Annotated in this window: 11 protein-coding genes and 1 pseudogene; 6 read left to right on the forward strand and 6 right to left on the reverse strand. The window is 56.8% G+C overall.

From position 1 onward, the window contains the following. Nucleotides 1-409: 409 nt before the first annotated feature. Nucleotides 410-1,279 carry a DUF4118 domain-containing protein gene (locus AB4Z52_RS35040; protein WP_442222430.1) on the reverse strand — a complete coding sequence of 290 codons (870 nt, stop codon included), beginning with the start codon at nt 1,277-1,279 and terminating at the stop codon, nt 410-412. A gap of 520 nt (nt 1,280-1,799) precedes the next feature. On the opposite strand from AB4Z52_RS35040, the gene AB4Z52_RS35045 reads away from it, so the two are divergent. Together AB4Z52_RS35045 and AB4Z52_RS35050 are read left to right on the forward strand one after the other, a co-directional pair. Beyond that, on the forward strand, nt 1,800-2,090 hold the full coding sequence (locus AB4Z52_RS35045; RefSeq protein WP_442222431.1) for a hypothetical protein: 291 nt from the start codon (nt 1,800-1,802) through the stop codon (nt 2,088-2,090). Nucleotides 2,091-2,235: 145 nt separating this feature from the next. Further along, nucleotides 2,236-3,075: a sulfite exporter TauE/SafE family protein gene (locus tag AB4Z52_RS35050; protein ID WP_442222432.1), complete on the forward strand. Its 840-nt coding sequence runs from the start codon at nt 2,236-2,238 to the stop codon at nt 3,073-3,075. A gap of 797 nt (nt 3,076-3,872) precedes the next feature. Here AB4Z52_RS35050 and AB4Z52_RS35055 read toward each other — a convergent pair. Then, complete coding sequence (locus AB4Z52_RS35055) at nt 3,873-5,663, reverse strand: chloride channel protein (protein WP_442222440.1); 1,791 nt, start codon at nt 5,661-5,663, stop codon at nt 3,873-3,875. 346 nt (nt 5,664-6,009) lie between these two features. Then, nucleotides 6,010-6,324, reverse strand: a complete 315-nt coding sequence (locus AB4Z52_RS35060) for a VanZ family protein (protein WP_442222433.1) — start codon at nt 6,322-6,324, stop codon at nt 6,010-6,012. Between the two features lie 696 nt (nt 6,325-7,020). On the opposite strand from AB4Z52_RS35060, the gene AB4Z52_RS35065 reads away from it, so the two are divergent. After that, nucleotides 7,021-8,241 (forward strand): FAD-binding domain, encoded by a 1,221-nt coding sequence (locus AB4Z52_RS35065; protein ID WP_442222434.1) that lies wholly within the window; start codon nt 7,021-7,023, stop codon nt 8,239-8,241. A gap of 602 nt (nt 8,242-8,843) precedes the next feature. On the opposite strand, the gene AB4Z52_RS35070 is transcribed toward AB4Z52_RS35065, so the two are convergent. Together AB4Z52_RS35070 and AB4Z52_RS35075 are read right to left on the reverse strand one after the other, a co-directional pair. Further along, a complete protein-coding gene (locus AB4Z52_RS35070; protein ID WP_442222435.1) occupies nt 8,844-9,272 on the reverse strand; it encodes a hypothetical protein in 429 nt (142 codons plus the stop codon). Between the two features lie 84 nt (nt 9,273-9,356). Next, nucleotides 9,357-9,827: a MarR family winged helix-turn-helix transcriptional regulator gene (locus AB4Z52_RS35075; protein ID WP_442222436.1), complete on the reverse strand. Its 471-nt coding sequence runs from the start codon at nt 9,825-9,827 to the stop codon at nt 9,357-9,359. Nucleotides 9,828-10,213: 386 nt separating this feature from the next. Here AB4Z52_RS35075 and AB4Z52_RS35080 point away from each other — a divergent pair, with 386 nt between their 5' ends. The 3 genes from AB4Z52_RS35080 to AB4Z52_RS35090 all read left to right on the forward strand — a co-directional run bounded on the left by AB4Z52_RS35080 (nt 10,214) and on the right by AB4Z52_RS35090 (nt 12,360). Further along, a complete protein-coding gene (locus AB4Z52_RS35080) occupies nt 10,214-10,588 on the forward strand; it encodes a hypothetical protein (RefSeq protein ID WP_442222437.1) in 375 nt (124 codons plus the stop codon). A gap of 38 nt (nt 10,589-10,626) precedes the next feature. After that, a complete protein-coding gene (locus AB4Z52_RS35085; protein ID WP_442222438.1) occupies nt 10,627-11,976 on the forward strand; it encodes a chloride channel protein in 1,350 nt (449 codons plus the stop codon). 75 nt (nt 11,977-12,051) lie between these two features. Then, nucleotides 12,052-12,360, forward strand: coding sequence for a hypothetical protein (locus AB4Z52_RS35090; RefSeq protein WP_442222439.1), 309 nt, complete (start codon nt 12,052-12,054; stop codon nt 12,358-12,360). Between the two features lie 179 nt (nt 12,361-12,539). Here AB4Z52_RS35090 and AB4Z52_RS35095 read toward each other — a convergent pair. Continuing rightward, nucleotides 12,540-13,030, reverse strand: a pseudogene (locus tag AB4Z52_RS35095) (ISKra4 family transposase); the annotation flags it as partial.

Genomic DNA, 13,030 nt, shown 5'->3' on the forward strand with positions numbered 1-13,030 from the left:
GGCAAAGAACGACGGGTTGTCACGGTAGGCCAACAGCATAGCGGCCCGCGATACTCGGCTCGCCGGTTCGCTTCGAGACCGCGAAAGTGCCGTCAACGTTTCAGTCTCTTGCTCGCTCATCGCCAGCTCGATTACGCGCCGCCTTGGTGCCATGATGAAACTCCTCGGTTGAATAATCTCAAACGAGGAATCCACGAACACACTTCAGGTTCCATCAAAGGCCGCTTTCATGGAATCGATCGTCTAGTCGCCAGCTAGACGATTGTCCAACAAGTCCGGACAAATTAGTCGCAAAAAATCTCTTCATGGCGAAAAAGGGCAGTGCTACGCACCGCGAGGCATCACGAGCGGACCCGTCACCGGACACCTTTGCGAATCTACATATCTGGCGAATATCACGTCCTCGGGTTCAACGTGCAGACCGAGGATCGCGGCGGACCCGGAAATGCTGGCGTTCAAGCGACAGCGCTAAAACACTCCCAACGATATCGACTAACGTATCGGGCGCCGAAGGTCGTTCGTCGGGATCGAATGCGATTCCAATGACGGCATGTTCACCGACCGACGTTGTCACAGGCCAAAAATCAAAGCGCGAGGCCAGCGACGGGTTGATTCCGGCGCGCGCGACCAATCCCGTGGCCGACGATGATCGAGCCGCCTCGAAGTCGGCCTCGTGGGGCTCTTCGCCGCCAACGATCTCAACAGAAATCACGGCGCCCTCCCTAACGCGCATCACGGCGACGGGAACTTGGAAGAGCACTGCGAGGGCTTCGGACGTGATTGAGACGATCGCCTCCGTATTGTCGGCGGCCGCAACGTCGCGACTATAGCCTTGCAGCACAATCGTCTGCCTTCTCAGGAGCGTCGCATCAGTCGCTCTTCGCATGGAGGTGAAAGAGACGCCGCTCACGATGAGTCCGACCACAAAAAATAGCGCGATCGCCCAGATGTTTGCTGGGTCGTTGACGACCAGCGTGTAGCGAGGCTCAGTCAGGAAGAAATTGTAGGCGAGAGCACCGAGCATGGCTGAGAAGAGGGAGGGCCCCAAGCCGAAGCTAATGGCCGCGATGACCACCGGCACAACAAATATGAGGGAAACGTTCGGGATCGTCACCTCGCGGTCGATACCGACAGCTACGGCCGTTGCGAGGGCCGTCATTGCAAACGAAGCAAAATATCCCACGACAGCCGAAGAATCCGACGGCGCCGAGCCCAAAAGCGGATCTGCATCGGGCATCGCGGGGATGTCCTGTCGCAGCTTCGATCCAACACCGGCCATCGTTCAACTCCCGTCCAATATGCCGTCCTGCCCCTGAGGCGGTCGCGGCCACGATTAGCTAACCCAGTATACACCAGCTTCATTCGTAGGTGAGCCGTTGAATTGCACTGAGAACTGAAGGAATGGCTGTCCCTCCCGACGGGATCGCGATGTGCCAAAGAGAAGTTTGCAACAACATCACTCGAGCGCTGTTTCGGACGGGGGTCATCGGAAGCGCTGTGGTGCCGACGCAGACACGAGGCGGACGATAGACAGAGGGGCTCGCTACGGCACTGTAGGCAAATGTTCGCTACGAGCCCCAGGCCGTCCATCATGTCCGACCGTAGCCATTGGGTCCCGCATGAAACCAAAATACAAATTACAATATGGTAATCCGCAAGCCGCCGCCGCCCGGGCTGACGCTTGGTGATCGTACAAGGGGAGCATAATCATTAGGTGTTGCGTACGAACTGCCTGAGCAGCATTTTCAAATGAATCAATAAGAGGTAATATTTCGCAATATCTTTTGCGGGCGCGGAAAATGGGTGACCTTCTTAAATTTGAACTTGCCAGGCATCCCCCTGCGGCTCGCGGTGTATCGACGGAAGACAAATCCGGCACATTAACCTTGGGCCTTTTTTCGCCATCTTCAGCGACAGTCGACAAGCTTCATGGAAAAACAGCGGGAGGCTCGGAAGAAGGTTCTCCTCTCTGGTGTTTGGCAATTGTGTGCTGCGCAGTTGTCGTATATCTGGTCATTGCCATGCATGTCACTGGCCAACCCAACTATTCGGCGAGAGCGAATCTCACCCCACGCATCACGCTGCAGTAACGATTTTGATCTGACGATAAGGGCGCCCGGTGATCGATAATTTCTTTGTATATGTTTTCCTTGGTAGTGCCTCCCCAGTTAGCGGCAATACTGACGACCGTAATATTTACTTTGTTTAGGCCGTAGACGTGAAGTCAATTTTGCGATGCCCGTTCGGCGACCAGCGGAGATCGAGGCAGTGAGTTCATTGGCCTCGTTCCAGCCACTCTATTCGCTATCTGGATTGGTCGTCGGCATGTTGGTCGGGATTACCGGCGTCGGCGGCGGCTCGCTGATGACGCCGCTATTGGTGCTGCTCTTCGGTGTCCATCCGGTGACGGCAGTCGGAACCGACCTGCTCTATGCGGCAATCACCAAGACGGCGGGCACGGCCGTTCACGGGAGGCACGGCCGCGTCAACTGGAAGATCGTCGCGACGCTCGCGGCCGGCAGCGTTCCTGCAGCACTTCTGATGCTGTGGATCATGGCCGGTGTCGATCGCAGCAGCGTGTCGGTCGCCCACACAATCACGCTGTCGCTCGGCTGTCTGCTGCTGTTGACGGCGACGATGCTGGTTTTTCGCGGCCAAGTGCTGGCGATGCTGGCTGCGGCTCGTCAGCGGCGCGGCCGTGATACCATGAGCCCACGCACCGTCGGCGCCCTGACGCTGCTGCTCGGGCTCGTCCTCGGCGTCCTGGTCACACTGACCTCGGTCGGCGCCGGCGCGCTTGGCGTCACGGTGCTTTTGGTGCTCTATCCGCGCCTTGATGTCCGCGAGATCGTGGGATCTGACATCGCCCACGCCGTCCCGCTGACGCTGATCGGCGGGATGGGTTACTGGGCGATCGGCGAGATCGACTGGATGATGCTCTTTGCCCTGCTGGTCGGCTCGATCCCCGGCATCGTCGTCGGCTCTCTCTTGGCGCTGCGGCTGCACGAGCGCGTTATCCGGATGTTCCTTGCCGTCATTCTCGTCGTTGTTGGCTGGAAGCTTATCTCCGGCTAGACACGCGGCTTCGCAAAGGATTTCGGTGTTGTCTTGGCACGCGATATCAGGGATACAACTCCAACGAGGGCCGCTCTGCCTCCTTTGGAAATTCGGATCATGTTTTATTGTCGGGCAGCATAATGACAACGGTCGCGGATCGGCTTGAAGCGCTTGTCGCGAGAGTGCCACATAAATCTGAAGCACAGCTGGCGCAGATGCTGTTCGGCAACAGAGGCTCCCAGCAACGCATTAACGCCGCATGCCGAAAGCTGGTTCAGGACAAGAGAATTGTACGGCAAGGCAAAGGCGGTCTCACAGATCCTTTTACCTACAGAATCGCGGCAAAGGGCGGAGACCTCGGAAAGGCTTCCGATTAGATACCATCTTATCAAACATGTCGGGTTGCAAATCCGGCGACTCTCGTTGGGTCGTGTCCTGTGACGATTTTTGGGCAACCATCGAACAATCGTAGCGGAAGCCGCCCTGCCCGTTCTCGATCAACGCGTTTGTGCCCGAAGCGCGCTGGCAACGCGTCATCTCTTGAAGCAATCAGCGCTTCGTGGATTCGCGGCGGACAAGACGTTTTGCGAGCGACCGTGGCAAGCGGATCTCGCTAACGTCTGATTTGCAAATCCATAAGCAACGTTTGCACCTGCCCGATCCCGGCGACGTGTTGGCTCTCGCAGACCGGGGAATCGTCCATGGGTGCGGCTACCGTCAGCTGACTTTTGAAGTCTGCAGTTTTATGGAGGGCATCCGTTTCTTGGAGTCTACCATTCGACCGTCAGAGAGACGGGCATCGTCCGTGCTGGCTTTTAGATTTCGCCTGACGCCTCGCGCCGGTTGCGGTCGAGTTCTTCCGAGTATCGACGAAGCGTGAAGCTCTCCGATAGCTGACCGATGACCTTGCGCTCGATCTGGTTGTTGACGACGGCAAGTGCTTCGCTTTCAGTCTCGTCGAAGATCTGTGCTGCCTGTTTGGCGTTCATCTGCGGCTGCAGGAAATCGCTTTTGTGGCGGACGAAATCGCCAAGGCCCCGGCTCTCCTCGTCCTTTTCGACAGGGCTTGCATAGACGTCTGGGACGAGCACGATGCCGGCATATTTCCCGACCTCGTCGAGCAGGATCACCCGCTGGGTGGAGCCGATCGGGAAGTCGTGGCGGAATTCATCGACGGTGATGTCGGCGTTGGCAGTCCGGACATCGGGACGCATCATTCGCTCGACCGTAAGGTTGCGGATCCAGCCGACGTCGTGGGCGCTGCGGATGCTCTCGCCACGCAGGTGGAAACGCCATGTCGCGAACGAGTAGCCGAACGTAGTGCGCACCACCAGTGACGAGGTGATGACGGCGGCCAGAACCAGGGCGGTGATCGGAAAGTCGCCGGTGATCTCAAGTGCAAGGAAAGTCATTGTGAGCGGTCCGCCGATGATGGCGACGGCAAGTGAACTCATGCCGACGATGGCATAAATGACCGGCGTCAGCGTCACATGGTCGAAATATGGGGCAGAATACGCAAAGATCTTGCCGATGAGCGCTCCCATGAACAGCGAGGCGAAAAACAATCCGCCCCTGAAGCCGGAGCCGATCGAGACGGCGGAAGCAATCGACTTTAGCAGGAGTAGCCCAATGAGCGTCGGAACGGCGACCTGGTCCACCAAATCCAGGTGGAGTGCGCCATGTCCTGCCGCTAGAACCTGAGGAGAAACAAGAGCAAGCAACCCGACACAGATCCCGCCGAGCGTCGGGCGAACATACTGTGGTATCGAACTCCTTCTGGCGAATTCCTCGACGAATGATACAGCCTGCATGAGCAATATGCCCAAGCCAGCACACACGGCGCCCAGCAAGACGGCCGGAAGATAATCGGCAGGAACGACGGCTCCATAGTTTCCGACGGCAATCATGACATTCGCCCCAGACAAAAACCTGGCGACGAGAGTGGCGACAAGTGCGGATACCACAACGGGGGTCAGAGCGATAATCGTATATGTGCCTATGATCAGCTCAAAGGCATAGAAAGCACCAGTCAGCGGTGCGTTAAAGGCCGCGGCGATCGCACTGGCCGCCCCGCAGCCGACCAGCATACGCATGTCGGAACGGCGTAGCTTCAGCAATAAGCCGAGCTTTGACGCGATGCCTGCGGCAAGCTGGGTGTAGCCTGCTTCAAGGCCGACCGAAGCCCCGAATCCGTTGGAAACCAGGTTCTGGACCGATATGACGACGCTGTCAGTCAACGAAAGCCGACCACCGTGGAGGGCATTGGCCTCGATCGGATCGACCATTGGCTTCTTGCGGGTCTTTGCCAGCAAAAACAGCATCAAGCCAAGTAGCGCGCCTCCGGCGACGGGGGCAGATAGGATTTGAAGCTTGTTCCCGAACGGATACGCACTCAGTTGATCGCCGTCGCTGATACTGAAGATCAGGCTGTGCATTTGCCGCGATACGAGGCTCATTGTCGTCACGGCGAGACCGGACATGACGCCGACAATCGCGCCGATGACAACCAATCCCGGTTCGCTCCGTCGACCGAGCGAACGCAGCCGACTGAAATCGAGATTTGCCAGGAACGCGGAAGCAGTTGGAGATCGGAAAGGGTTGTCCATTTTATCGAGCATGGTCGGGATCGGTATCCTATACCTTACGCTCTCAAGGCCGCGGCAGGAACTCTCAGACCAATCGAAATTTGCCCGTACTCGCCCTACTCGACGAATATGGAGAGCTGCCAATTTCGAGCAGCCAGCGCCCAGGCTGCCACACAGCGGTCATTTCCGATCGACGATGAATTCGCGCACGAAATCCGGCGAACGTCCGCACAAGGTTATCGGCCGCGTGTCCAAAGCAGTTGGTGATCAGAGTAGCGAGTAAGCGGGCCTGGCTTTTCCACGCTGATAAGCAGCAACAGCTTTCTGACATCGCTGTGTGGGTTCCTCGCCCAGGAGTTTGACGGCGCTACGAAGGAGGCATCACCGCAGCTATTTGCAGGATCAGTGCACCGACGACGAGACCGACCGTTGCCCCCATTGCTTTGAACAATGCGTCATTGAGGCGTGGGTGCCGCGTGGGCGAGATTGCTTGAAGCAGTTCAGTGCCGACTGCACCAAGGATGCAAAAAATGGCGACCACCCTTCTGTCATTCGGATAAGCAAAAATGAACATCATCGCCATTAGCCCGAACGCAACGGTCCGCTCGATTTCAACGGATATATGCGTGCGAGGTCGCCAACGGATAGGAGCCGCCGTCGCGAAAATGATCGCAACGAACATGAGCCAAGCAAGAGTGCGAAAATCGAGCAACGCAGTCATGGCAGCAACTATACCAGCAAGGACACAGACCGCAATGCGGACATCCGACCCATCAATATCACGATCGACCCACCGACAATCCCGCGGGTGATGTACTCTCCGCCGAGCCTCCGACCTCGAATTTATCCTTTACGGGCCGCAGTCGGTTCAGCTGAAGTCGAAGCGTCGCCCCACCTGGGGCTGTCAGGCTTCCGGCGGCAATGCCATGAAAGCAGACGCCCTTGTCCAATTCTGTCGATCCCATGAATTTTAACGGCGCATTCTTCCAAGTCGTATTCATCCAAGTGCCGGCGTGAACAATTGTCGAAACGTGGGTCTGAAAATCCCGGTACCTTGTGGTCCGCGATCGCGGTCGCTGACTTCCCATTGCAGGCCCCCGCTCCAGTCAGGGACGGATGCTGGTGACAGCAGCGATTCTCTGTCTTCGATCGCGGACCTCCTCCCAAGGCGACGCATCGATAATAACTCATCCTATGACATAAATAAATGGGAAAAATCCCATAGAAAGCGCGATCAATCGGCACTTTCTCTCCCTGGGATATTCTCCCTGAGTTCATAATCAATATTCCGCCGACTATGAAAAAATATCACGGTGTGATATAAAATGCCTCGAGCAGTCGAGTGATAAGCCTGCGCCTTGTCAAAAGAGGCACTTCTATGAAAATTGCGATCAATGGGGCTGGCATCGCGGGATCGACATTGGCTTATTGGCTTCACAGCTACGGCCACGAGGCTGTACTGATCGAGCAGGCCCCACGGCTGCGATCCAGCGGGTATATTATCGACTTCTGGGGACTTGGATATGACGTGGCGACGATGATGCGGATTGTCCCGCATCTTAGGGTGTCCGGTTATGATGTCGGGGAGGTGCGCTTCGTCGGCCGCGACGGTCAGCGACGGGGTGGCTTCGCGACGGATGTGCTAACGCGACCACTCGACAAACGGTTTGTCAGCTTGAAACGAAGTGACCTTGCAGCAGCCATTTACGCGGCGATCGACGGCAAGGTTGAAACAATCTTTAGGGATAGCGTCGCTGCAATCGATGAAGACGCCCATGGCGTAGATGTGGGCTTTGATCATCATGCCGGCCGAAGGTTTGATGTTGTGGTCGGGGCCGATGGCCTACATTCACGTGTCCGTGAACTTCGATTTGGCCGAGAGGAGCAATTTGAGGTCTATCTTGGTTATAGGGTTGCGGCATTTGAGCTTCCGGCATATCGCCCACGTGATGAGTTGACCTATGTCAGCTATGCCGAACCGGGCAAACAAGTCTCACGGTTTTCCATACGTGACGACAGGACGCTTTTCCTGTTTGTGTACCGTGAGCCTGACTCGACAATTATAATTCCCGCGACGGACGCGGGGCGCAAAGCGGTTCTGCGCGATGTCTTCAAAGACGTTGGTTGGGAGTGTCCGCGAATCTTGGAGAGCATGGAACGTGCGGAAGAGATTTATTTCGATCGGGTTAGCCAAATTCAGATGCGCAATTGGATCAAGGGCCGAACCGCTCTAGTCGGCGATGCGGGAGCTTGCGTATCGCTGCTAGGGGGCGAGGGCTCGGGTCTGGCGATGACGGAGGCGTACGTGCTTGCCGGCGAACTCGCACGCGCAAAAGATAACCCATTGGCTGGTCTCGCGCGTTATCAAGTAGGAATGATGCCGTTCCTGCAGCACAAGCAGAAAATGGCAAGCCGATTTGCGTCATCGTTCGTTCCGAAAACCGGATTTGGGATTGCGCTTCGCAACGCCATAACTTCCCTGATGGCCCTGCCTTTCCTGGCTAATTTGTTACTGGGGCGACAAATACGCGATGACTTCGGCCTTCCACACTATGTCTCCGACGAAACACATGCTGGGATCGCGAAGTTAAATCCCTAAGGCTTGGTTCCCCTCTGGGTTCCCACGATATGTCAGACAATTGGCAACGCAGCCGCCACGGCGGCCCCGAAAAGACGCGATATCATCTGTCTTTAGGAGACGAATGATTTTCTCCCGAAACGGTGCGATCCGCATTTGCCCATTCCTCTAGGCATCGGATTGCGCCTCTCCTCGAGGAGTGTGCTTTTTCTTGCCCCTGGCCGTCCACCGCAACCCATTTTGACAGCCGGGGACCGTTCCGATCTTCCGAAGATATCCTATCTGGCGGCCCGATCGAAAAATCAAAATTTTTGGTGCTCGACCCGCTGAGGCGTCATTGCCTAGTACCGCTGGATTCCTGAAGATGGATTTCATAGGCTCTCCGACCAGCGGTATGCTGGCAATCGTCCGGCTCAACTGTATTCGTTTACAAATCAGACGCATCCGACCGCGCGGATGCCATATATGTCATATGCTGACATATATTAAGTCTTATCGAAAGTCTAGGAAAGCGCCCGGTCATCCCAGAATTGGCCGGTAACCAGCGCCAATGAAATGCGAGCAGAGACTTGCCGCCCGCCTTGCATTCATTTTCCAAAATTGTATCCGATGAAATGGTTAGGCTACTCATCATCAAGGATATCGAGCGCAACGTCGTCTTCATCCAAGTCGAGATCTGTCAGAACGAGCAAGCAGCCACCATGCGCCAATTCTTTGAGCAGATCGCGCCGCTCCTCCTCATCGCGAAAAAAGGCAGCGATTTCGTTCCAAAATCCGCCTTGATTCCGCTGCGCGAAGGCTATCGCGCTCGCCCCTGACAGCAGCGTGAGTTTACCGGGCGGAAGGCCCGCGGCCCTCAGGCGGTCCGTTGCATCATTTGCGTCGGATACATTGTCGAAAACCGCTACTAGGGAGTTTTCGTTTGAATATGTCGCCATGATAGAATCGTAAGCATGAAAGCCTATCCCTTTATTCGGCAGACGCCGCCGCCTCGCCTGATTCCATACCATCGGCAAGACTAGCTGCGGCCCTATGAATGAAATTTCATCCACGCGCTCCCGGCATCCTAGCATATTTATATCATGCAATGATATACTTTTCGCCTGCAAGGCATCCTGCACAGGCCGACACCCAGCTTAACGCCGTTTGCTCATGCGCCTGAGGCGCGTCAGCGATTCGGCGAGCAAAGGCTCATGTGTCAGCATTTCCCGAAGATGATCTGTTGCCAAATGCTCAAGTAGACGGGCACCGTGTGGCGTTAAGGTGACAAGGACACTGCGCTTGTCTTCCGGAGACTGGAGGCGCTCGACAAGACCCGCGTTGGCAAGCCTATCCACCAATTGAACAGCACCGTTCGGCTGTAGCAGCATCTGCTGTGCCAGATCCCGGATCATAATACCTTGGGGTGGCGAGACCTTGATGACCAGCAGCGCCTGATATTGCTGCGATGTGATGCCGGCTGCAGTGACGACGGACTCGCTGAATGCCAAAAAACGCCGCATTGCTAGGCGCACGCCTGCCAGTCCCTCATAGACATTATTCTCGAGCGTCGGTGCACTTGCGGTCTCGGCCGTCGTTTCGCCAATCGACGCCGTTTTCGACTGCATGCCTTTGTTCGCGACGGGATCGATTTGTCGTTCTCCCCGGGCGGGCGATCGGGCGAGCCCGTGTCGATCTGATTTCACCACCTATTTACCTCTTTAATTTATGTCACGATGTGACATATACTATCGCTGACGGCCCAATGGTCGACAAGTTTTCGAACGGCCGCTCGCCGGTGGAAAGGACGTTATCGAATTGCCGCTTCATATCAATCGTCCGATGGACCAAAGCCTGTGATCAGATTTTGGTCGGTTCTGTCGGAAGGAAGACACCATATCGCGAAAGTTCAACGGCCGCATTGGCGGTATGCCTGTGATCTTTAGACGGGAAGCGGATCTGTCCCACCACTCAGCAATCAGCCGACCGTAGTCCCAGAAGGAGGAAACTCAAAGTGGATGACCTTGATGTGAAAGTGGACGGGTCGATAACCCTCGACCGCGATCTCCGGTTCTATGGTTTGATCAGCGGAAGCCTGACCGTTCCCAAGGGACGCAGGATTGAGCTTCATGGCACCGTCAATCACGACCTTATTGTCGAAGCCGGGGCAACGGCACTGATATATGGTTCCGTCGGTGGCACCCTGATAAACAGGGGCGGCGATGTCTCCGTGTGGGGCACAGTCGGGGCGGTTTCGGATTACGACCAAGCCAAACCAAGCGTCATCCTGCCACAGGCGATAATAAAACGTCGTCCCGAAGATTTGGCGAATAGTACCGAGCCAAGGCGGACTGTGAATACGCGGTTGGATCAGCCAGCATCCAGCTAACAGAATCTTCCGACTTGCAACTTTTTCTCAGGCCAGTAATGCCCCCACACCACCGCAGACCGAAACTTCTCCGTCGTTCCCGTGTCATCTGGGGGTCTTTCAATCTTTGGCGGCCGCGACTGGTGTTTTGGATGGGCGCCTGGGCGATCGGCGTTATCAGCGTCGGCTTCGCCCAGCTGGCCGATCTGGCACAGCGAGCCTTTGTCGGAGTGACGAGTTCCGGAGAATGGGCGTGGCTGTTGCCGCTGGCACTGTCACCGGTGGGTTTTGCGCTTTCCGCCTATCTGGCAGCGACGCTGTTTCCGAACTCGCAAGGCAGCGGCATTCCCCAAGCGATCGCGGCACGGCATCTGCATCATGACGAAGACCGCACCAGGCTGCTGTCGCTCCGACTTGCGTTCGGCAAGATCGCGCTGACTGTCCTCGGGCTGTTCTGCGGTGCCTCGATCGGCCGCGAGGGGCCGACCGTTCAGGTGGGTGCTTCCTTTATGCTGGCAGTTGCCCGCTTCAGCGGTATGGCGCAGGCGAAAGGCTTGATTCTTGCCGGCTCCGCCGCGGGCATCGCCGCCGCCTTCAACACGCCGCTGGCCGGCATCGTCTTCGCCATCGAGGAGATGAGCCGCACCTATGAATCGCGGGCCAACGGCCTCGTGCTGATGGCGGTCATCCTCTCCGGCCTCGCGGCCCTCGGCCTCTCCGGCAGTTATAATTATTTCGGCACGGCCGATGTCGCGCCGACCATGCTGATGGATTGGATCGTCATGCTGATCTGCGGCGTCGGTGGCGGGGCGCTTGGGGCGGCCTTCAGCGGTCTTGTCCTTTATACGGGTATTCGCATCCGGCGCTGGGCGCTGCCACAGCCTTTGGCGCGGCTCGTCCTGCTCGCGGGTTCTTGCGGCCTTGTCGTTGCCATCATCGGCGTGCTCTCGGGAGGGAACACATTCGGAACTGGCTATGAGCAGGCGCGCGGTGCCGTCGAAGGCCATGCCCTGCCCCCGCTGTTCTTCGCGGGCAAACTGCTGGCAACCTTCGTGTCGATGATCTCAGGCATTCCCGGCGGTATTTTTGCGCCGTCGCTTGCCGTTGGCGCCGGTTTCGGTAGCACGGTTGGTTCACTATTGGGTACGAGCATCGCACTGGCGGCCATCCTCGGCATGGCTGGCTATTTCGCGGGCGTCGTACAAGCGCCGATGACTGCCTTCGTCATCATTCTGGAAATGACCGGTGACCATCAGGCCGTCATCCCGATCATGGCGGTATCGATGATCGGCTATGTCACATCGCGTCTGCTATCGCGTGAACCGCTATATCACGGCCTGTCGCGCGTCTTCATCGCGGCGGCGATCCGGACACGGCGGAGCACGGAAAGAAATATGTCCCACACTTAGCTTACTCGGACGGACTATCGAACGGCGCCATGCAAGAAAGAGTGTTAACGCGCCTCGGGATTGGAGCTCAACGATATGACCTCATTCTGGAATGCAACCGTGATCTTCCCGATCGCAATGTCATCACACATCGAAGCACCACGGCCGATTTTCGTTTCGGATCAGCGGGCCGACTGCGCAGATGCTGTAGATAAGGTCTTAATGAAAACAAAGGGCCGGCTTCTGTCGTTTCGCTCAAGCAAGGACATATGCACTGTCACCATTCTCCTGCGCAAAGAAAGCGAACGCCCCGAAAAAATTGTCGTAAAAGTCGACCGAAATGCGACGACGTGCAATGAAATTTTACATGGTAAGCATGCATCCATGCGGTCGTCATGCGACTGAACATACAGAACGCCGCCAAAGCGTAAGTCCGGCACGGATCAAGCATGAGAAGAGACTGCCCGCTTTTGCGTCGGACGCGCGGGAAAGCGCCGCAGAACGACGATACAAAGCACAACAAACGCAAAATGGCATCCATCGTGCTGCACGCCTCATGGGGAGCATGAGGAAGTGTGGGGCAGTTATGCGGCGAGAGCCGTTTCGTCTGGTTCCTGATTGTCGTTAGCCATCCCGGGATACCATTGCTGGAAGGTCGAGCGCAGGGAGCCGTCGAGGGTCTGCGTCCTGGTTTCTAGCAGAAGATGCGCACCGATTCTGCTCCACTGCATTTGCTGTTTTTTCGCGAACCGCTTGCTGATGACGGCATTGACGGTTGCCTCGACGAAGGCCGAGGAAATCCGCTCCCCGGACCGGTAACGTTCGCCGTAGTTGATCAGGCTTGCGCGGTGGGAAGCGATGTAGGATCGGAACTCGCCGATGGCGGTGAGAAATTTGCGCATGATCGGGTAGTCCGTTTCGAGCGCTTCCGCATCAAATTGCAGTTCGTCGATTTCCTCACGGGCACGGTACGCATTGCCGTGCCAGAGATGCCATTTGATCCTGCGGAGGGTTTCAAGGATGCCCTGCCCGGCCTGCTCATTATGGTTTTCGACACCCTGGCCGAATTGGCGCA

The organism is Rhizobium sp. 2YAF20 (assembly GCF_052114685.1).
Taxonomy (GTDB): Bacteria; Pseudomonadota; Alphaproteobacteria; order Rhizobiales; family Rhizobiaceae; genus Rhizobium.